The organism is Glycomyces buryatensis (assembly GCF_004912275.1).
GTDB lineage: Bacteria > Actinomycetota > Actinomycetes > Mycobacteriales > Micromonosporaceae > Glycomyces > Glycomyces buryatensis.
Map to the genome: position 1 here is coordinate 25920 of NZ_STGY01000032.1, position 18268 is coordinate 44187.

The window sequence follows — 18268 nt, forward strand, 5'->3', positions numbered from 1 at the left end:
CCACTCGACCTTTCGGATGGGATAGCCTCACATTTGGTGGCAAATCACGCCAGCCGTTCATACGACCCACGAGGGGAGGTGACCATGCCCCAGACTACGACCGTCGGTGCCGCCACCGTCGACCGTTTACTGCATCGAGACCCGGTATGCAGCGTCTTCAGCGGCACGGTCCCCGCCGACCCGGCCGGCCTGCTGTGCGTCACCGTCGCACATGAGCGCGTCGACGGCTCCCGCCGCGAAGTCTTCCTCGAATGGGCCGCGAAACTCACCGGCCTCCCCGCCCACCCCCACCTGTCCCCGTGCAGCGCCGTCGGCCTCACCGAGAACGGCCGCCCCTACCTGGCCGTGGGCACCACCAGGCGCACCCTGTCCGACCTGCTGACCGAGACCGGGCCCATGCCCGCCGGGCAGGTCCGCGCCCTCGGCGTCGCCCTGAGCGACGCCGTCGCCGTCTACCACCGCGGCGGCCTCATCCACGGCGCCATCCAGCCCGCCCACATCCTCGTCGGCTCGGGCCACCACTTGCAGCTCACCGCCTACGACGTGACCGCCCCCGTCCTGGCCGCCCCGCTCCCCCCGTCCCCCTACACGGCCCCTGAGCACCTCGACGCCGCCGTTGCAGGCGAGGTCGCCGCCAGTCCCGCCGGGGACGTCTACGCGCTCGCCACCGTGCTCTACGCGGCCCTTGGCGGGCGTCTGCCGTGGTCCCGGTCGAGCCGCGAGGGCGTGGCCGACCCGCTCCTGCGGGCCGCGCCGATCCCGCACATCCCCGGCGTTGACACCGAGCTCACCGACCACATCGGCGCCGCGCTCCACCCCGATCCGCGCCGCCGGCCCACCTCGGCCGTCCTGCGCGACCAACTCACCCGCCTCGACCTCACCGCCGCAAGGGCCCCCGGGCACCGACCCGCCTCGGTCCCGTCCGCGCTGCTGCCGAGCCGGGGACTGCGCCCGGTCGCCGTCTCGATGTCGACCGAGCTCGCCCCCTACCGGCCCGGGCCGGAACGGACGGGCCTGCGCCCGAGACTTCGCAAGATCGCCACGGCCACCGCGGGAATCGCCCTGACCGGGGCGCTTCTGGGCGGGGCCGCACTGGCGACGTACGCGGCGACCAACCCGGAGAGCTCCGGCTCCGTCTGCAACGACCCGGCGGAACTGGGCGGGCGGATCAGCGAGCAGCTGGAGGACGGCACGATCGTCGACAGCTGGTGCGCCGGTGACGAATTCGTCGCAGCGACCGTCGACTACGAGGGCGGCTCAGGAGGCGGCGGCGAAGCGGCCACGGAGCGGCTGGCCTGGCGCATCGAGGGCGAGAACCTGGTGGCGGTCACCGACTGCGCCGATGTGGGCCTCCCCGAGAGCATCCTCAAATTCCTCAGCTGCGGTTAGCGTCCATGACACCTCCTCACCGCGCCCGGTTTCGATCGGGCGCAGTGCCAATGGTGCAACGGGGAACCTGAAGGGGAGCTGAAGAGCAGAGCGGCCCAGGGGTGCTCGAGAAGCCTAGTCGCGCTCGGGCTTCGGCAGGAATCCCCCGAAGGCCGCCACCGTCTTGTTCGCGTAGGCGGAGGTGTCGCCGCGTTCCATCGGGCCGTCCCATTCCTTCGGGAGCGGAGCGCGCCCCGGAAGGATGCGGCCGACTATCCGGTCCAGGGCCTCTTCGGCCTTGCCCACCCACAGGTGGGCGCCGCCCTCGATCTTCACGACCTCGGCCTGGCGGATCGCCGCGAAGCGCTCGGTGGCCTCGGGGTACTGGAGGTAGTCGTCGTTCTCGGGAATGAGCGCCAGCAGCGGGCGGCCGTCCTCGTCCCAGCGGGCCAGGTCATCCTCAGTGGAATACCGCAGCGGCGGCGACATGAGCACCGCGCCCTCCACGCCGGGCTCCAAACCGTACTTCAGCGTCAGGTCGGTTCCGAAGGACCAGCCGACCAGCCACGGGCGCGGCAGTTCCGCGAACTCGGCGTACTCGACCGCGGCGGCGACGTCGAAGCGCTCGCCCACTCCATTGTCGAATTCGCCCTCGCTCGTGCCCTGCTGGGACTCGGTGCCGCGCGTATTGAAGCGCACCACCGCCATATTCGCCAGCGCGGGCAGGCGCCAGGCGGCCTTGCGGAAGACGTGGGAGTCCATCATGCCGCCATGGGTGGGCAGCGGATGGACGCAGATGATCGTCGCCTCGGGTTCGGCGTCGAGAGGGAGTGCGACCTCTCCGACGAGGTTCAGCCCGTCGGCGGTCTGCAGGGTGAGCGCCTCGCGCCGGGCGGGGAGCATGCTCGCTGATCTGATTACGGCCACGGCCGAATTATCGCCCGAACCGGGCCGGCGGTCCACCCGCTGTGTCGCACCTTGCATCCAGAGCCGCGGTGTGAAGGTGTGGGACCGCGTTCCGGGTCTCGCCGTTCCGGAACCCGCCCTCCCTTTCCCACCCACCCGGGAGCCTGGCGTCGATCATGGCGCGCGGGTGTGACAGGAACGGGCGCTCGCCGCCGTCATGTCACCCGGGGGCCCGGCCGCTCGATGTCGTGCCGGGAATGGAGCGGCCCGGCGCTCAGCGCCATTGGCCCGGTCTCCGCCGGTCCCTCGCATTCCAGCAGCCCTTGTGCCAGTGGCGGCGGTCGTCGCCGTCGCCCTCGTCGGCCCAGGCCACGACGTGCGGAGTCCCCGGTGGGATCTCCAAGTCGCAGCCTGGGCAACGATAGGTCTTCGCCGCGCCCGCGCCGGGGATCGCGCGCGTTTGGTAGCGGCCGTCGGGCCCGTCGACCAGGTTCGAGTCCTGGGCAGATCGCGTCGGCGGCTCGGCCGGGCGTTCACGGCGGTTCTTGCGGGGCATGTCCAGTCCGGTCTAGGCGCGGTCAGCGCCGCTCTCGGGCGCGCCGTCGCCGGCCGCCTCCGCGGCGGCCTCGCGATCGAGCCGCTCATTGAGGCGTCTGACGTGCTTGTTCATGCCTCGAATGAGGAAGATCGTCACGACGACGAGGAACACGGTGATGAACAGCCCGAGCGGCCCGGCCAGGGCCTGGTCTCGTTCCGGCCCGAATTCTGCCTGTGCCAGGTACTCAAATCCCACGTTTACCACCGTATATCCCCGCGTTAGTCCTGTTGCAGCGCCGGGAGCCGCCAGTCGACGGGCTCACCGCCTGCCTGTACGAGCAGCTCGTTGGCGCGGCTGAACGGCTTGGAGCCGAAGAAGCCCCGGCGGGCGCTCAGCGGCGAGGGGTGGGCCGACTCGATCGACGGCACCGATCCGAGCAGCGGCTTGAGCTTGCGCGCGTCGGCGCCCCACAGGATGGCGACGGCCGGGCCGCCGCGCTCGGCGAGGGCCTTGATGGCCTGCTCGGTGACGGACTCCCAGCCCTTGCCGCGGTGCGAGGCGGGCTCGCCGGGCATGACCGACAGGGACCGGTTGAGCAGCAGCACGCCCTGCTCGGACCAGGGAGTGAGGTCGCCGTTGGCAGGCAGGTCGTAGCCGAGGTCGTCGCGGTACTCGTTGAAGATGTTGACGAGGCTGCGGGGCAGGGGGCGCACCTCGGGGGCGACGGCGAAGGACAGACCGATGGCGTGGCCGGGGGTGGGGTAGGGGTCCTGGCCGACGATGATGACCTTGACGTCGTCGAACGGCTGTTGGAAGGCGCGCAGGATGTGCTCGGCGGCGGGCAGGTAGCGGCGTCCGGCGGCCACCTCGGCGCGGAGGAACTCCCCCATCTTGGTGACGTCGTCGGCGACGGGGGCGAGGGCCTTGGCCCAGCCGGGCTCTACGAGATCTTCGAGTTTCTTTTGCATGACTCAGATGCTAGATCCCGCCACCGTCAAGAAATAGCCCGCGTCGCGTAGGGCCGCAACGATTTCGGTCGCGTGTTCGGAACCGCGCGTCTCGATCGAGAGGTCCACGGACACTTCACCGATGGAAAGGCGCGGGTCGGACCGCTGATGGAAGACGTCGACGATATTGCCGCCGTAGGCGCCCACGAGCTGGAGCACCGAGGCCAGGGCGCCGGGCCGGTCCGGGCAGCGCAGGTTGCAGCGCAGGAATCGCCCGGAGGCGGCGAGGCCGTGCCCGATGAGCCGCATGAGCAGCAGCGGGTCGATATTGCCGCCGGAGATGACGGCGACGGTCGGGCCGGTGTAGGGCACCGAGTAGTTCAGCAGCGCGGCGTAGGCGGTGGCACCGGCCGGTTCGACCACGAGCTTGTTGCGTTCGAGCAGGGACAGCAGCGCGCGGCTGATGTCCTCCTCGGTGACGGTGACGATCTCGTCCACCAGATGGTCGACGATCTCGAAGGGGACATCGCCGGGGCGGCCCACGGCGATGCCGTCGGCGATCGTGTTCATCTTCTCCAGCCGCACCGGTTTGCCCGCCGCGAGCGAGTCGGGGTAGGCGGCCGCGCCCGCGGCCTGGACGCCGACGATGCGGATGTCGGGACGCAGTTCCTTTGCGGCGGCGGCGATCCCGGCGATGAGGCCCCCGCCGCCGACCGCGGTGACGATGGTGGCCGTCTCGGGCAGCTGGTCGAGGATCTCCAGGGCGATGGTGCCCTGGCCGGCGACGATGTCGCGGTGGTCGAAGGGATGGATGAGCGTCGCACCGGTCTCGGCGGCGAACCGGTGGGCCGCCTCCAACGCGTCGTCCACGGTGGCGCCGCCGAGGATGACGTCGGCGCCGTAGCCCTTGGTCGCGGCGACCTTCGGGAGCGGCGCGGCGGCCGGCATGAAGACGGTCGAGTGGATTCCAAGCGTGGTGGCGGCCAGCGCGACGCCCTGGGCGTGGTTGCCCGCGGAGGCGGCGACGACGCCTTGGGCACGTTCGGCGTCGGTCAGGCGCGAGACGCGCATGTAGGCGCCGCGGATCTTGAACGAGCCGGCCCGCTGCAGGTTCTCGCACTTGAGGTGGACGCCGTCGAGGGAGGGATCGCGGGAGGGTTCGAGCGGCGTGCGCCGCACGACCCCGGTCAGGGCGGCGGCCGCGGCGCGGACGTCTTCGAGAGTCACGAGCTCGGTCACGACTCGATCGTAGTGGCCGCCGCGAGCGGCATCGTTGAGGACGGCGCCAAGGTCGGAAACCGGTTACAATGGTTCGAATATCTAACTCATTTGACCGAAATGGCCGGCTTCCGACCGCGCGCAACGGAACGGAGCGCCTGGTGCGGACGGATGGAGACGCCATCGGTAACCTGGTGTTCATCTGGAGCGAGGCGGGTGACCCCCGTTACTCACTCCCCCCGCAAGGCTTAAGCTACGGCTAGTCAACCCCGGCGTTAGGCCCGCTTCACATTGCGCACACCGAACTTATCGGTCCCCTTTGAACCCCTGGAGTCAACGGTGACTGCTGTCACACTCAAGAACGTCTCGAAGGTGTTTCCCGGCGACACGTTGGCCGTGGACTCGCTCAGCATGGACGTCAACCACGGGGAGTTCCTGGTGCTCCTCGGCCCGTCCGGTTGCGGCAAGTCCACCGTCCTCCGCATGGTCGCCGGACTTGAGACCCCCTCCGACGGCGACATCCTCCTCGACGGCCAGTACGCGAACGACCTGCCCCCGCGCGAGCGCAACGCCGCGATGATCTTCCAGACCTTCGCGCTGTACCCGCACATGTCCGTCGGGGACAATATCGGCTTCCCGCTCAAACTCGGCAAGAAGAACGGTGCGCATTCCGTTCCCGAGGCCGTCGGCGACATGGCCGGCGCGCTGGGCATCAGCGATCTGATCGACCGCAAGCCCAATCAGCTCTCCGGCGGCCAGCAGCAGCGCGTGGCCATGGGCCGCGCCCTGGTACGGCGGCCCAAACTGTTCCTTATGGACGAACCGCTCTCGAATCTCGACATCGGACTCAGAGCGGAGCTGCGCACCGAGATCTCCTCGCTGGTGCGCCGCCACGACGCGACCACCCTCTACGTCACCCACGACCAGACCGAGGCGCTCACCATGGCCGACCGGGTCGCGGTGCTGCGCAAGGGAGTCCTGCAAGATGTCGGCACCCCCGACGAGGTCTACGAGCGCCCCGCGACGATGTACGTGGCAGCGTTCCTCGGCACGCCCCGCATGAACCTCCTCGAAGCCCGCGTCAACGTCTTCCTCGACCGCTACGTCGCCCTCGACTTCGGCGACCAGGAACTGCGCCTGCCCTGGCACGACCTGCGCGGCAGGGCTGTGGCGCGCTACCACGGCGAGAACATCGTGGTCGGCATGCGGGCCGAGGCGCTCGCGCCGGTCGCCGAGGGCCAGCCGGGCCAGTCCATCCAGGGCCGGGTCCGCTTCTACGAGCACCACGGCCACGAGACGCTCGTCTTCCTCGACATCGGCGCGACCGCCATCATCCCCGACGGCATCGGCGACAAGCCCGACCTGGCCCGCTCGGGATCCAAGCCGCGCCGGCGCCTGACCGGACTGTTCTCGGGTTTCGGCCAGCCGTCGACCGAGCGGCGCGAGGTCGACACCGGACCCATCCGAAAGTCCGCCGACCTGGTCTTCCGCCTGCCCCCGCACATCCCGATCGCGACCGGGCAGCCGATCACGACGGCGGTCCACATGGACGCGCTGCACTACTTCGACAAGTTCGGCAAGCGCATCGACGTCGGCTGGACCCAGCGGGCATTAGGGGTGTCGGATCCAGCCTCACCCGACACCACCCGACACCCCTACGCACGGACACGACCGAGGGGCCCTTCGCTGCGGAAGGGCCCCTCGGTGACGTCTGGGGATCTGGGGTTCAGGAAACGGTCGCGCTAGCCTTCGAACAGCTCGGTGCCGACGATCTTGACCGACAGCTCCGCGCCATTGGGGGCGGCGTAGGAGACGGTGTCGCCTTCCTTGTGCCCCAAGAGGGCCGCGCCGAGCGCCGAGTCGGGGCTGTAGACCGTCAGATCCGTGGTCGCCCCGATCTCGCGGGAGCCCAGCAGGAACTTCTCGGTGTCCGAGGGGTCGCCGTCGAAGGCGACGGTGACGACGGTGCCGATCTGGATCTCGTCGCTGGAACCGGCCTCGCCGACCTTCGCGTGGCGCAGTAGGTCCTCGAGCTGCCGGATCCGGCCCTCCTGCTTGCCCTGCTCCTCCTTGGCGGCGTGGTAGCCGCCGTTCTCCTTCAGGTCGCCCTCCTCGCGGCGCGCGTTGATCTCCGCGGCCATGAGGGGGCGGTTGGCGATGAGCTCGTCCAGGTCGCCCTTGAGGCGGTCGTACGCCTCCTGGGTAAGCCAAGTGCCCTGGTTGCTGTCGGTAGCCATAGGTTCCAAATCCTCCGAATATTGCGATCCGATGTAGTGCGTCCGGTCTGCGCCGAGGAGGCGCGGGTAGCAAAACGCCCGCCGACCGAAACGCGGTGCGGCGGGCCGAAGTTCGCTTCGCTCAGTCCGCCTTCCAGCACCGCTGGATTTCGCCGGTATTGGGTTCTCCCGACACCGGGAGCGTGAACGTCATTTCGACGCGGGTCGAGTCGTCCGCGGGGAGCTCCACCTCGGCCGCCCCGATCTCGGCGCCGGCCATGTCTCGGGATCTGACCCGGCAGATGGCCCCTTCCCCCTCGGGCTTGTAGACCTCGAAGGTGATGGCGACTTCGCCGGGAACCGAGTCGTCGAACGCCAGCAGGGACGACGTGTAGTCGCCCTGGCCGTATTGGCTCTGCAGGCTGAAGGCCACTCCGACCCCGGCCGCGACCACGCCCAGCGTGAGGAGACCGGCGATCATCGGCCGACGGCGGCGCGGCGCCCTGCGGCGACCGTAGCGACCCTCGGGGAAGACGACGTCGCCCGCTTCAGGCGCGCGCCCATCCGTGGTGTGGGTCTCGGTGCTCATCTGGCCGCTCTCTAGTCCGCCGCTGACGTCGTACTCCAGGGGCTCCGGGCCGCGCCGTGGCCCCGGTTTCGCCCGGCTGGGAAGAATCGATTATCGAGTATCGTTGCACAGAATGCCAGAGCCGACAACCTTACGTTCCGCGCGAGTCGGCTCGTGGGGCGCGGAACTCCCACAACAACACCCACCAGTGAGGTCATAAGCCGTGACGGTCCCGTCGAGCACTCTGCGACTGATGTGTGTCCACGCGCACCCCGACGACGAATCGAGCAAGGGCGCGGCCACCATGGCCCGCTACGTCCGCGAAGGCATCGAAGTGCTGGTCGTGACTTGCACCGGCGGCGAACGCGGCGACGTGCTCAACCCCAAGATGGACCGCCCCGAAGTGCAGGAGAACCTCCCGCTCATCCGCACCCAGGAGATGGACCGCGCCCGCGAGATCCTCGGCGTCAAGCAGCACTGGCTCGGATTCACCGACTCCGGCCTCCCCGACGGCTGGCTTCCCGACTCCGGCATCGCCCTCCCCGAGGACGCCTTCTATCTGGTGCCCACCGAGGCGGCGGCGGCGCCGCTGGTCGAGATCATGCGCTCCTTCCGCCCTCACGTGGTCACCACCTACGACGAGGAGGGCGGCTACCCGCACCCCGACCACGTCAAGACCCACGAGATCTCCGTGGCCGCGTTCGACGCCGCCGGAGACCCGGAGCGGTACACCGATCGAGGCGAGGCCTGGCAGCCGCTGAAGCTGTACTACCAGCACTCGTTCGGCAAGGCCCGCATCGAGGCCCTGCACCTGGCCATGCTCGCCGCCGGCCTCGAATCGCCCTATGAGGAATGGCTCGTCGGCGACCGCGACTGGGCCCGCGACAAGAGCGAGCGCGTCACCACCCGCGTCGAATGCGCCGAGTGCTTCGGCATCCGCGACGAAGCCCTCAAGGCCCACGCCACCCAGGTCGACCCCGACGGATTCTGGTTCGCCGTTCCGCGCGAGCTCCAGGAGAAGGCCTGGCCGACCGAGGACTACGAACTGGTCTCCTCGCACCTGCCCGAGCGCCTCCCCGAGGACGACCTCTTCGCCGGGCTTCGCTGAAACCGCTTGGCACCACAGCAGTCCCACGGCCCCCGGAGGTTTCCGGGGGCCTCTTGCTTCCCATGGCACCCGCCCGAACAAGACGAGCAGTCCACGCGTACACACCCTCCGTGAAGGCTAAACTGTCGGGCTCCCGACACCACGGTGTATTTCCCCGGAAAGTGCGGGAACGTTGTTGCAAGCGCGCCACTGCGAGATACCGTGCCAAGAAAGCTTGGGCATGCGCGGTTCTCGATGGCGTCCGCAAGAACGGAGGTGGAGCCTTGGTCAGTCGCGAAACTTCACCGGCACGAACGGAATCGTTCGTCGGAAGTCTCCTCGTCGCCACGCCAACCCTGCAAGACCCCAACTTCGACCGCACCGTCGTCATAGGCGTCGGTCACGAATCCGACGGGGTCCTGGGGGTGGTCCTCAACCGCGCCACGGAGATGCCGGTATCCGACGTCCTCGGCGAATGGGGCGGCCTGGCCGGCGATCCGGCGGTGCTCTTCGAAGGCGGCCCGGTGCAACCGGAGGCGGCGATCGCCCTCGGCTGGCGCAAGGCCGACGCACCCGCTTCGGACGCGTTCCGGCCGGTCATGGGACGCCTTGGCACCCTTGACCTCTCGCGGGACCCCGACGACGTCGGCGGCCTGCTCCAGGGCATGCGGGTCTTCGCCGGATACGCCGGATGGTCTCCGGGGCAACTGGAGTCGGAGATCGACGCCGGAGCGTGGATGGTCTTCGACGCCCTCCCCACCGACCCGTTCTCCACCAACCCCGAGGAACTGTGGGCGATGGTGTGGAAGCGCCAGGGAGGCCTGCTCTCGGCCGTCGCGCACTACCCCGTCGTCGACCCCGCCATGAACTGAACCCCGGGTCCGATCCCCAAGGGACCCACCACGACTCGTCCGCCATCCCAGGCGGGTGCGATCAGACCTCAAGGGCGCCAGACCATGAGGATGATGACGATCGAGTAGAAGACCAGGTTCAGACCCGACAGCGCCAGCAGGCGCCCCCGGTGCTGCTCGAACACCTCGGCACCGATCTGGCCGCCCGAGTCCTGCAGGTCCTTGCCGATCCGCGCCAGCACTCCCGGAATCACGGCGGTGCCGTTGACCACGGCGACCACGTACAGCGTGGTGGAGATGATGAGCCAGGGGTCCGCGAAGGAATAGTCCTCGCTGGTGGCCGTCGCCAACGCCCCGAACAGAGCGCCCACGAGCGTGAGCGCGTTGAAGGCCATGCACCAGCGCCCGGCCTGGTGCACCGCGTCGCCGTCCCGCCTGCGCAGTGCCTTCTCCCCCAGCCACGGCAGGAGCATGGCCGGCCCGATGACGATCGCCACCAACAGAACGTGCAGAACTGACAACAGCGTGTACATATCGTGATCCTACGGACGAGCAGGGCAATCCGCCCGAAAACGCCCGACCGGGTGACCCGCGGCCAGCGCCTTCAGGTTCGCCCAGGAACCAACTCGCTCATCCGGCGAGGTCCGCGACGCCCTGGTACTCCCCGACCGGCGCGGTGCCGACGGGCTCATATTGCAGGAGGAGCAGACCGCTGCCCGTCGCCTCGGAGTCGACGAGACGGAGGCCGACCGGAGCGCTCGGATGGTCGATCAGCCGCCGGCCCGATCCGATGACGGTCGGGGCGACGGCGAGCCGGAGCACGTCGACCACGCCGGCCGCCAGCAGGGCGCTGCCGAGTCGCGCGCTGCCGTGGATCTGGAGTTCCCGGCCCGGGCGCGCCTTGAGCGCCCCGACGGTCTCGACCGGGTCGCCGGCCAGCACCGTGGTCGGGTGCCATCCGGCCTCGGTGAGGGTATTGGTCACCACGTACTTCGGCAGCGAGTTCATCCGCTCGGTGAACGGGTCGTCCGGGTCGGTGATCCGCGGCCAGTCGCGGGCGAACGCCTCGTAGGTCCGCCGCCCGAACAGCAGCGCGTCGGCGAGGTCGAGCCACTCGGAGGTGCGACGGACGAACAGTTCGTCCAGGTAGGGCACGAGCCAGCCGCCCCGGGTGAAGCCGTCGCTCGTGTCCTCGGTCGGCGAACCGGGCCCTTGGCTGACCCCGTCGACGGTGACGAACTGCGTGAGGACGATCTTCATCGCGCGGCCCGTTCCTCGGCGAGCGCGGCGAGCTGCCCGGTGACGGTGCCCCACCCCTCCGCGAACCCGAGCTTCTCGTGGCGGGCGCGGGAGGCCGGATCGCCGTGGCGGACGATGACGCGATAGTCCGTGCCGTCCGGGTGATCGCCGAAGATGATCTCGGCGGTCATCACGACCGGCTCCGGGGCCGCCGGACGCCAGGCGCTGTCGACCGCGTTGGTGAACACGATCCGCTCCAGCTCGTCGACGAGGAGGAAGCTGGCGTCCAGGTGCGGGACGAAGGCCGTCCCGTCCTCGCTCATCCGCGTCACCAGTGCGCCTCCGGGCCGGGCCTCGAAACGCTCGACGCGGCATTGCATCGGAGCCGGGATCCACCACTGTTCGAAACTGGCCGGATCGGTCCACGCCTTCCACACTTCGGCGCGGGGGGCGCGGATGATCCGCTCCAGGGTCAGGTCGAGATCGGGATTCATCGTCGTTCCTCCTTGGGATCGGTGACGAGGCGTTCGAGCCGGTCGGTGCGAGCTTCCCAGACCCGACGCTGTTCGGCGAGCCAATCGTCGACAAGGGCGAGGCGGCCGCGCCTGAGTTCGCAGGTGCGCACCCGACCGGACTTGACCGTGCGGACCAGACCGTTCGCCTCGAGGGTCCGCACGTGCTTCATGAACGAGGGAAGGGTCATCGGGAACTCGCGGGCGAGATCGCCCACGCTCATCGGGCCACCGCCCAGGCGCCGGACGACAGCGCGGCGGGTCGGATCGGCGAGGGCTGCGAGGACGCCGTCAAGTTCCGACGAAAACTGTGCCATGAGGCTAAGCATGCTCCTCGGAAACACTTAGCGCAAGAGCAAAGTATTCAGGCCGCCAAGGACGGCTCGAACACGGCCGTTCGCAAGCGGTCACAGGCGAACACATGGGCCCCGCGAGGGGGCCATGGTGGTGTGGAGGTACTGCGTTCGGTCACGCGTTATACACTCGGCAAGCGCATTCCAATTTTCGGTGAACCTGATTTCGAAGGCATGGTCCCCCGCAATGACCGACAACTTGATCGTCAACGGTGTTCCCTGGTTCGATGACCGAGGGGCGCCGGTCAACGCCCACGGCGGCTGCATCGTCGAGGAGGCCGGGCGCTACTACCTGTTCGGCGAGTACAAGACCGACGACGTGAACACGTTCATCGGCTTCTCCTGCTACTCCTCCCCCGACTTGGTGCATTGGACTTTCGAAAGGATCGTCTTGCCGCGCCAAGACGACGGGCTCCTGGGACCGGGCCGGATCGGCGAGCGCGTCAAAGTGATGCGATGCCCGAGCACGCGCAAGTACATGATGTACATGCACTGCGACGATCTCGGATACACCGATCCGCACATCGGCATGGCCGTCGGCGACAGCATCGCCGGTGAGTACCGCTTCCAGGGCGCACTGCACTACCGTGATGCACCGATCCGCCGCTGGGACATGGGCACCTTCCAAGATCGCGAGGGCACCGGGTACCTCCTGGTGCACGAAGGCGACATCTACCGTCTCAGCGCGGATTATGCGAGCGCGGAGGACCTGATCGCCTCGGGACTGGCCCCGGGAGGCGAGTCTCCGGCGATGCTCGAGCACGAGGGACGGTACTTCCTGATGTTCTCGAACAAGACGAGCTGGGAACGCAATGACAATTACTACCTGTCGGCGCCGACCGTGCGGGGTCCGTGGACGCACCGGGGCCCTATCGCGCCAGAAGGCACGCTGACCCACAATTCGCAGTGCACCTTCGTGCTCCGGTTGCATCGCGACGGCAAGACCGTCCACATGTACATGGGGGACCGGTGGTCGTTCCCGCACCAGGCTTCGGCAGGAACCTACGTGTGGATGCCGCTGGACATCGAATCCGACTCGATCGCCTTGCCCCGCTTCCTCCCGAGCTGGAGTCCGGAGTCGTTCACGGAGAGGGACTTCAAAGGCGCGGAGCTGGAGGTCTGCTTCTCATCACGGGAGCGCGGTGCGTTCGTCGAGGTTCCGTTCTCCGGAGATCAAGTCGCCGTGTACGGCTCGGCTGACCGTAGCAGTGGCTACGCCTCGGTCGAAATCTTCGATGCGGCGGGGGATGAATGCGTCCGCGGGCTCCTGGTCGACTTCTACAGCCTGCAAGCGGATCGGGGGCTGCGATATGTCAGTCCGCGCCTTGCTGCGGGCGAATACCGGTTGCGCATCACCGTCACTGGTGAAGCGCCGGTGTGGACGGACAAGGCCCACAACCGCTTCGGCGCGGTCGACTGCTGCGTGACGGTCGACCGTCTGGTGGTGTCGCCGTCGCGCTGAGGGCACGCCTGGTGCGGCCGATCGATCACGTTCACCGCGGGGCCGCGGAGAGCCCCAGTTCGTCGGCCAGCGCCGTAACGCCGTCGACGACCTGTCGGCCACCGGTCAGGGTGGGATCGTTGTGCCCGTATGCCTCGACCGCTACGACCATGGTCAGGACTCCGGCAGCCTCGGCGGCTTCGGCGACGGCCTTGCTCTGGCTCGCGGGGATGATCTCGTCGTTCTCGCTGTAGATCACGGTCACGGGCGCGCCGTTGGACGCGAGGTCGTCGACGATCGGGTAGCGGTCGCGCAGCATCAGCTTCACCGGCAGGAGCGGGTAGTGCTCTTGGCCTGCGTCGGCGAGGCTGGTGAACGGGGAGCGCAGCACGAGTCCGGCGGGGTCGACCTCGGTGGACAGTCCGGTGGCGACGCCGGCGCCGATGCTCTCGCCGAACAGGAGGATGCGGTCGGCTTCGAAGCGTTCGCGCAGGTGGTCCCAGGCGGCGCGGGCGTCGGCGTAGAGGCCGTCCTGGCTCGGGAAGCCGGGGTTGCCGCCGTAGCCGCGGTACTCGAGGAGCAGGACGGTGAAGCCCTCGGCGGCCAGTGCGGTGCCGAGCTGTGCCCGCCCGGAGCGGTTTCCGGCGTTGCCGGGAGCGACGAGGACTGCCGACTCTCGGTCGAGTGAGGTGCCTGGTGCGAACTCCCAGGCGGTGAGGTCGAGTCCGTCGGCGGTGTGGAGCGTGACTTCTGTGGCCCCGCTGGGAACGGGGGGCGTGGACGTGTCGGGGTAGTAGATCAGGGCCCGCTGCCAAATCCAGGCCGCGAGGACCACCAGCGCCCCGACGATCAGGACGATGATGGAGAGACGGAGAAGCCCGGCCCAAGGCATACCAGCATTATGCAGCGAAACGGCGGCACGAGCGTCGCAGCCGCAGCGTCCGCAGTGACGCGACCTGGCCGGTTTCGGGCAGCGCCGGCCCCGCGCGAAGGTGCAATCAGCCCTACCCAGGACTGGAATTCCGCGCGGTGCTCTGCGACGATTGAGGCGTAGCCCGCTTCGGGAGGTGCGCCGTGGTCTACCGCGTCCTCGCCGACGTCGCGATGACGCTCCACTTCCTGTTCCTGGTGTACGTGCTGCTGGGCGGCTTCCTCGCCTGGCGCTGGCCCAGGGCGTGGTTCCCTCACGCCGCCGTGGTCGCCTACGGGCTGATCATCGCCGCGTTCGACTTCGACTGCCCGCTCACTCCGGTCGAGCACTACCTGCGGCTGCGAGCCGGGCAGGCGGGGCTGGAGCCGACCGGGTTCATCGACACCTACATCGAAGGCGTCGTCTATCCCGTCGAATACATCCTCCCCGCCCGCGTCCTGGCCGCCCTGATCATCGCCGTCTCCTGGACTGGAGCGCTCCTCGCGGAGCGCCGCCGCCGGCTGCGGCCGACCGGTTCCACCACCTCCGGGCCCACGGTCACCCACTGATCATTCGCGCTGGTCGGGTTCGTCGCAGTGGGCGGCGATCGCGGCCCTGGCCGTGTGCTCGAGTGCGACTGCGGCATCCCATCCGGTGGACGTGGGACCTGACCCTGTTCACTCGACCCAGGGGATGAAGTCCGACCGGCCTCCCCACGATCCGTGCTCGGACAGCGGCCGGAAACGCAGCGTCGTGAACTCGCGGTGGAAGTCCCGTCGGTCCCGTTCGGCCATCGCCTTGCCGTGGAGACGGGCGGCGTCGCCGTCGTCGCGTCCGAAGACCATGCCCGTCATCGCGCGAGCGCTGGTCCAGACCGAGAACGTGGAGACCGTTCGGGGCGGCCGCATCGCCGCGAGTGCCAGCGTCGTTTCGGGGTGATCCCGAACCTGACGTTCGACGGGCCTGCCCCAGTGGAGGAAACGCGGCAGTTCGGGTAGACGCATTCGGGCGAGCGTCACCGCGACCACGGGCTCGGCGGGATCGGTCCGCTCGGCTTCGGCGGGGAGGTGGGCCAGTTCCCGCACCGTGCCCCAGCGGCGCAGGAACTCGAGCCTCACGTGCCACCCGCCGCCGAGCCTTCGGCCGAACGGGTGCCGCGCGAGGAATTCCTCGAGCGCCGCCGCTTCGGCCCACTCGGCGAATACGGCGAGGCGTCGGATCTGCATCCGACGCGGAGACACCACGGGTGCACCCAACTGCATCCCGGCGAGCACCTCGATGTGATGCAGCCCCGATGCCGAAGGTGGACCGAGGAGCGCACCGACCGCTTCGCGCATCGGTATCTGAGCGAGATGGAACGAGTGAAGACTCATGGGTGAGATCCAACCCGAGAATGCGCCGGATTGCGAGGTGTCGTCGCGAGTTTGTGATGACGCCAGCTGAAGCCGCTCACAAGCGGGCACAGACGAACACATGGGCCCCGCAAGGGGGCCCATGTGGGTGCGTGGACCCTCCGGCCGCAAACTACGACTCAAAGCACCAGGTCAAGGCCATACTGGCCGTGCATCAGGACGGGTCAGGATCGCCGAGGACGTCCATGACCCAGGTGACGCCGAAGCGGTCCTTCAACATCCCGTAGAGGGCGGCCCACGGCGAGGGGCCGAGCGGCTGCACGATGGTCGCGCCCTTCGCGAGTCCCTTCCAGGCAGAGGTGATCTCCTCGACGTCGTCGCCGCGGACCGACACGAAGAACGGGTCCTCGCCCCGGCTCCACGAGCGCGACCCCGGCACGTCGTAGGCCATCACCCTGAACCCGTTCGCGGCCACGACTTGACCCCACACGATGTGTTCGGCCTCGGCAGGGTCCTGGACGTTCCCCATGTCGCGGTAGGTGGTGATGACGAGGTCACCACCGAAGGCGGACTCGTAGAACTCCAGCGCCGCCCGAGCGTCCCCGCGGAAGTTGAGATGGGGCGTGACATTCACGGTCATGTGTTGCTCCTTGCTCGATTGCCTGCCGCCGGGCGGCCTTCGCCCGACGCGTCACCAGGCTGGCAGCAGTAGCGGACAGAGAATGTCCGCTACCAATGGCAGGATTGCGGCCATGGCCGAAACCTCATCGCGGATGCTCAAGCTCCTGTCGCTGCTCCAGGTACCCCGAGGCTGGCCGGGCGGGGAGTTGGCCGCACGCCTGGAGGTGAGCGAGCGCACCGTGCGGCGCGATGTCGATCGCCTGCGCGAGCTCGGGTACCGCATTCACGCGGGCAAGGGGCCGCATAGCGGCTACCGTCTCGAGGCGGGGTCGGCCCTCCCGCCACTGCTGTTCGACGATGAGCAAGCGGTCGCGCTTACCGTGGTGCTCAAGACCGTCACCGGTGCGGGCCTAGAGGAGGCAGCGGCGCGCACGCTTGCGACGATCCGCCAGGTCCTGCCCTCCCGGCTTCGCCATCGTGTCGACACGTTGCAGGTCACCGCCGTTCCATCCCGCCCTGAACCGGCCGGGCCACCGGTCGGGCCCGACGAGCTTGTGGCGCTCGGCGCCGCCGTGCGGGCCCGTGAAGAGCTGCGATTCGACTACGCCGCCCACGGAGAGGAGACTCGACGCCGGACACAACCGCACCACATCGTCACCTGGGGTGGACGCTGGTATCTGATCGCATGGGATCTCGACCGTCACGATTGGCGCGTCTTCCGGGTCGACCGGATCGCGCCTCGCTCCCCGAACGGGCCACGTTTCACTCCGCGCGAGCTACCCGGAGGCGACGTACAGGACTTCGTGCGTGCCAGATTCAAAGGATCGGACGGCCCCGATGTCTGGCCCTGCACCGGAGCAGCGGTCCTCGCCATGCCCGCCGCAGTTGCGGCCCCCTTCGTCGGTGACGCTGTCGTCGAGGATCTCGGCTCGGAGCGGTGCCGGCTCACCCTCGGCTCATGGTCGTGGGCCGCGCTGGCCACAGCGATCGGCCGGTTCGACGCCGACATCGAGTCCGTGCACCCGCCCGAACTCGCGTCTACCTTCGCCCGCCTGGCCGACCGATTCGCCGCCGCCGCGGATTCGAGTCGCTAGATGAGGAGTCCGGCAGGAGCCCCGGGGACGCCGATCGCAGCCGCTCACAAGCGGGCACAGACGAACACATGGGCCCCGCGAGGGGCCCATGTGGGTGTGTGGAGCTGGCAACGGCCTACTTGAACCCATCACCCCAGCTCAACACCCACGCAAACCGGCTCCCTGACCTCTTCAACCGCCCTACCCGAAATCCTGACCCCTGCCCCGCGCCCGACCAGCCCAAACCCCGGTCATCAAACGGAAGACCCTGGGCCCTTGACCGGCGCCTCTCCGACGCGGATCGTGCCGCGATCGTGAGCGAGTACGAGGCAGGCGTACTCCAGAAGACGCTCGCAGAGAAGTACGGCATCAGCCGCTCCAGCGTCAAACGCCTCGTCAGGGAAGCCCGGGATGAACAGAGACGAGACACGCGCCGGTGACCTTTGACCATCGGGACAGCTCAGGTATCCCGCTGCGCGCGCCTGGTTCCATGTTCCGATGGCTAAGCAGCGCCGGTCGGATGTCGGGCACGATCGACCTTCAACGACCGCCGAGCAATGCTCGCGAAATGCCACCTCGGCAGCTTCTTGCGAGCCGTACCAGTAGGTCCAGTCGTCTTCAAGCTCGCCGGACGAAAGCCATAGGTCCAACCAAAGCATCGAATCACAGCAGCGAGACGATCCATCGTCGAAGTACCTCATGAACCACCACAACACGTTCGAGAGGCTGTCGACGAACCCGACGCTCCCGGCGAGGTAGCTGGCCGAAGTCTCTTTTACTCGCCGACTCACCACGGCCTCACGGGTTGGAAGAAAGATCCCGAGTTGTCCGGCCACGACAGGGATCAGATCACGGATGTCGCGGGTCTGACTGCGGTCCAGCCCAGCGAGCTCAACCAGTGCAGGGGTATCGAGGCCGCGCGCAAGGGCATGCGCCGCCTCCATCGGCACATCGACACCACCATCGAAGTCGTAGACGAAGTCCTCGAAGACACGAACCAACTGCTGCATCGCCCAAGCATGCAAAACCGGGCGCAGACCTGCCAACGAGATTCCGGCGAGCACTGGC

General features: G+C 68.6%; 22 protein-coding genes. 7 read left to right on the top strand and 15 right to left on the bottom strand.

From position 1 onward, the window contains the following. Nucleotides 1-84: 84 nt before the first annotated feature. Nucleotides 85-1389 carry a protein kinase domain-containing protein gene (locus tag FAB82_RS08545; RefSeq protein ID WP_136534126.1) on the top strand — a complete coding sequence of 435 codons (1305 nt, stop codon included), beginning with the start codon at nucleotides 85-87 and terminating at the stop codon, nucleotides 1387-1389. A 114-nt stretch (nucleotides 1390-1503) separates the two neighbouring features. Here FAB82_RS08545 and FAB82_RS08550 read toward each other — a convergent pair whose 3' ends face one another. From FAB82_RS08550 to ilvA, 5 genes are all read right to left on the bottom strand, one after another. Continuing rightward, the gene (locus tag FAB82_RS08550; protein ID WP_136534185.1) at nucleotides 1504-2271 is read right to left on the bottom strand and encodes an alpha/beta hydrolase; all 768 of its coding nucleotides are present in this window, start codon (nucleotides 2269-2271) and stop codon (nucleotides 1504-1506) included. Nucleotides 2272-2548: 277 nt separating this feature from the next. After that, nucleotides 2549-2830, bottom strand: coding sequence for a hypothetical protein (locus tag FAB82_RS08555; protein WP_136534127.1), 282 nt, complete (start codon nucleotides 2828-2830; stop codon nucleotides 2549-2551). 12 nt (nucleotides 2831-2842) lie between these two features. Beyond that, nucleotides 2843-3067 carry a hypothetical protein gene (locus FAB82_RS08560; RefSeq protein WP_136534128.1) on the bottom strand — a complete coding sequence of 75 codons (225 nt, stop codon included), beginning with the start codon at nucleotides 3065-3067 and terminating at the stop codon, nucleotides 2843-2845. A 23-nt stretch (nucleotides 3068-3090) separates the two neighbouring features. Continuing rightward, the gene (locus FAB82_RS08565; protein WP_136534129.1) at nucleotides 3091-3780 is read right to left on the bottom strand and encodes a uracil-DNA glycosylase; all 690 of its coding nucleotides are present in this window, start codon (nucleotides 3778-3780) and stop codon (nucleotides 3091-3093) included. A gap of 3 nt (nucleotides 3781-3783) precedes the next feature. Then, nucleotides 3784-4998 (bottom strand): threonine ammonia-lyase, encoded by a 1215-nt coding sequence (gene ilvA, locus FAB82_RS08570; RefSeq protein WP_136534130.1) that lies wholly within the window; start codon nucleotides 4996-4998, stop codon nucleotides 3784-3786. Nucleotides 4999-5316: 318 nt separating this feature from the next. On the opposite strand from ilvA, the gene FAB82_RS08575 reads away from it, so the two are divergent. Further along, on the top strand, nucleotides 5317-6723 hold the full coding sequence (locus tag FAB82_RS08575) for an ABC transporter ATP-binding protein (protein WP_136534131.1): 1407 nt from the start codon (nucleotides 5317-5319) through the stop codon (nucleotides 6721-6723). Here FAB82_RS08575 and greA read toward each other — a convergent pair. Together greA and FAB82_RS08585 are read right to left on the bottom strand one after the other, a co-directional pair. After that, nucleotides 6720-7214, bottom strand: coding sequence for a transcription elongation factor GreA (gene greA, locus FAB82_RS08580; RefSeq protein WP_136534132.1), 495 nt, complete (start codon nucleotides 7212-7214; stop codon nucleotides 6720-6722). The two genes, FAB82_RS08575 and greA, sit on opposite strands and share 4 nt — an antisense overlap. 121 nt (nucleotides 7215-7335) lie before the next feature. Then, complete coding sequence (locus FAB82_RS08585) at nucleotides 7336-7782, bottom strand: DUF4307 domain-containing protein (protein WP_136534133.1); 447 nt, start codon at nucleotides 7780-7782, stop codon at nucleotides 7336-7338. Nucleotides 7783-8014: 232 nt separating this feature from the next. On the opposite strand from FAB82_RS08585, the gene mca reads away from it, so the two are divergent. Beyond that, nucleotides 8015-8869 (top strand): mycothiol conjugate amidase Mca, encoded by an 855-nt coding sequence (mca, locus tag FAB82_RS08590; protein ID WP_136534134.1) that lies wholly within the window; start codon nucleotides 8015-8017, stop codon nucleotides 8867-8869. A 263-nt stretch (nucleotides 8870-9132) separates the two neighbouring features. Beyond that, nucleotides 9133-9720 (top strand): YqgE/AlgH family protein, encoded by a 588-nt coding sequence (locus tag FAB82_RS08595; RefSeq protein ID WP_246039517.1) that lies wholly within the window; start codon nucleotides 9133-9135, stop codon nucleotides 9718-9720. Nucleotides 9721-9788: 68 nt separating this feature from the next. On the opposite strand, the gene FAB82_RS08600 is transcribed toward FAB82_RS08595, so the two are convergent. The 4 genes from FAB82_RS08600 to FAB82_RS08615 form a co-directional block, all read right to left on the bottom strand. Further along, nucleotides 9789-10232: a DUF2269 family protein gene (locus FAB82_RS08600; RefSeq protein ID WP_136534136.1), complete on the bottom strand. Its 444-nt coding sequence runs from the start codon at nucleotides 10230-10232 to the stop codon at nucleotides 9789-9791. 97 nt (nucleotides 10233-10329) lie between these two features. Next, a complete protein-coding gene (locus tag FAB82_RS08605; RefSeq protein ID WP_136534137.1) occupies nucleotides 10330-10959 on the bottom strand; it encodes a dihydrofolate reductase family protein in 630 nt (209 codons plus the stop codon). Continuing rightward, on the bottom strand, nucleotides 10956-11432 hold the full coding sequence (locus FAB82_RS08610) for an SRPBCC domain-containing protein (protein ID WP_136534138.1): 477 nt from the start codon (nucleotides 11430-11432) through the stop codon (nucleotides 10956-10958). The genes FAB82_RS08605 and FAB82_RS08610 overlap by 4 nt, the downstream gene beginning before the upstream one ends. Continuing rightward, nucleotides 11429-11767, bottom strand: a complete 339-nt coding sequence (locus tag FAB82_RS08615; protein ID WP_136534139.1) for an ArsR/SmtB family transcription factor — start codon at nucleotides 11765-11767, stop codon at nucleotides 11429-11431. Before FAB82_RS08615 ends, FAB82_RS08610 begins: the two co-directional genes overlap by 4 nt. Nucleotides 11768-11990: 223 nt before the next feature. On the opposite strand from FAB82_RS08615, the gene FAB82_RS08620 reads away from it, so the two are divergent. Further along, nucleotides 11991-13265 carry a glycoside hydrolase family protein gene (locus FAB82_RS08620; protein ID WP_136534140.1) on the top strand — a complete coding sequence of 425 codons (1275 nt, stop codon included), beginning with the start codon at nucleotides 11991-11993 and terminating at the stop codon, nucleotides 13263-13265. Nucleotides 13266-13296: 31 nt separating this feature from the next. Here FAB82_RS08620 and FAB82_RS08625 read toward each other — a convergent pair whose 3' ends face one another. Next, complete coding sequence (locus FAB82_RS08625) at nucleotides 13297-14136, bottom strand: alpha/beta hydrolase (protein WP_136534141.1); 840 nt, start codon at nucleotides 14134-14136, stop codon at nucleotides 13297-13299. Between the two features lie 182 nt (nucleotides 14137-14318). Between FAB82_RS08625 and FAB82_RS08630 the strand changes: the two genes are divergently transcribed. After that, the gene (locus FAB82_RS08630; RefSeq protein WP_136534142.1) at nucleotides 14319-14723 is read left to right on the top strand and encodes a DUF2784 domain-containing protein; all 405 of its coding nucleotides are present in this window, start codon (nucleotides 14319-14321) and stop codon (nucleotides 14721-14723) included. 108 nt (nucleotides 14724-14831) lie between these two features. On the opposite strand, the gene FAB82_RS08635 is transcribed toward FAB82_RS08630, so the two are convergent. Together FAB82_RS08635 and FAB82_RS08640 are read right to left on the bottom strand one after the other, a co-directional pair. Further along, nucleotides 14832-15527: a hypothetical protein gene (locus tag FAB82_RS08635; protein WP_136534143.1), complete on the bottom strand. Its 696-nt coding sequence runs from the start codon at nucleotides 15525-15527 to the stop codon at nucleotides 14832-14834. A 193-nt stretch (nucleotides 15528-15720) separates the two neighbouring features. Next, nucleotides 15721-16146 carry a VOC family protein gene (locus FAB82_RS08640; protein WP_136534144.1) on the bottom strand — a complete coding sequence of 142 codons (426 nt, stop codon included), beginning with the start codon at nucleotides 16144-16146 and terminating at the stop codon, nucleotides 15721-15723. Nucleotides 16147-16258: 112 nt separating this feature from the next. Between FAB82_RS08640 and FAB82_RS08645 the strand changes: the two genes are divergently transcribed. Further along, entirely contained in the window at nucleotides 16259-17221 is a 963-nt protein-coding gene (locus FAB82_RS08645) for a helix-turn-helix transcriptional regulator (RefSeq protein ID WP_211116468.1), read from the top strand. A 233-nt stretch (nucleotides 17222-17454) separates the two neighbouring features. On the opposite strand, the gene FAB82_RS08650 is transcribed toward FAB82_RS08645, so the two are convergent. Beyond that, nucleotides 17455-18210 (bottom strand): hypothetical protein, encoded by a 756-nt coding sequence (locus tag FAB82_RS08650; RefSeq protein ID WP_136534145.1) that lies wholly within the window; start codon nucleotides 18208-18210, stop codon nucleotides 17455-17457. Nucleotides 18211-18268: the final 58 nt, after the last annotated feature.

Coding starts and splice junctions, on each gene's coding strand:
- mca (WP_136534134.1), top strand. CDS start 8,015: ATGTGTGTCCACGCGCACCCCGACGACGAATCGAGCAAGGGCGCGGCC.
- greA (WP_136534132.1), bottom strand. CDS start 7,214: ATGGCTACCGACAGCAACCAGGGCACTTGGCTTACCCAGGAGGCGTAC.
- FAB82_RS08605 (WP_136534137.1), bottom strand. CDS start 10,959: ATGAAGATCGTCCTCACGCAGTTCGTCACCGTCGACGGGGTCAGCCAA.
- FAB82_RS08650 (WP_136534145.1), bottom strand. CDS start 18,210: ATGCAGCAGTTGGTTCGTGTCTTCGAGGACTTCGTCTACGACTTCGAT.
- FAB82_RS08635 (WP_136534143.1), bottom strand. CDS start 15,527: ATGAGTCTTCACTCGTTCCATCTCGCTCAGATACCGATGCGCGAAGCG.
- FAB82_RS08565 (WP_136534129.1), bottom strand. CDS start 3,780: ATGCAAAAGAAACTCGAAGATCTCGTAGAGCCCGGCTGGGCCAAGGCC.
- FAB82_RS08640 (WP_136534144.1), bottom strand. CDS start 16,146: ATGACCGTGAATGTCACGCCCCATCTCAACTTCCGCGGGGACGCTCGG.
- FAB82_RS08555 (WP_136534127.1), bottom strand. CDS start 2,830: ATGCCCCGCAAGAACCGCCGTGAACGCCCGGCCGAGCCGCCGACGCGA.
- FAB82_RS08620 (WP_136534140.1), top strand. CDS start 11,991: ATGACCGACAACTTGATCGTCAACGGTGTTCCCTGGTTCGATGACCGA.
- FAB82_RS08645 (WP_211116468.1), top strand. CDS start 16,259: ATGGCCGAAACCTCATCGCGGATGCTCAAGCTCCTGTCGCTGCTCCAG.
- FAB82_RS08545 (WP_136534126.1), top strand. CDS start 85: ATGCCCCAGACTACGACCGTCGGTGCCGCCACCGTCGACCGTTTACTG.
- FAB82_RS08550 (WP_136534185.1), bottom strand. CDS start 2,271: ATGCTCCCCGCCCGGCGCGAGGCGCTCACCCTGCAGACCGCCGACGGG.
- FAB82_RS08625 (WP_136534141.1), bottom strand. CDS start 14,136: ATGCCTTGGGCCGGGCTTCTCCGTCTCTCCATCATCGTCCTGATCGTC.
- FAB82_RS08615 (WP_136534139.1), bottom strand. CDS start 11,767: ATGGCACAGTTTTCGTCGGAACTTGACGGCGTCCTCGCAGCCCTCGCC.
- FAB82_RS08600 (WP_136534136.1), bottom strand. CDS start 10,232: ATGTACACGCTGTTGTCAGTTCTGCACGTTCTGTTGGTGGCGATCGTC.
- FAB82_RS08610 (WP_136534138.1), bottom strand. CDS start 11,432: ATGAATCCCGATCTCGACCTGACCCTGGAGCGGATCATCCGCGCCCCC.
- FAB82_RS08585 (WP_136534133.1), bottom strand. CDS start 7,782: ATGAGCACCGAGACCCACACCACGGATGGGCGCGCGCCTGAAGCGGGC.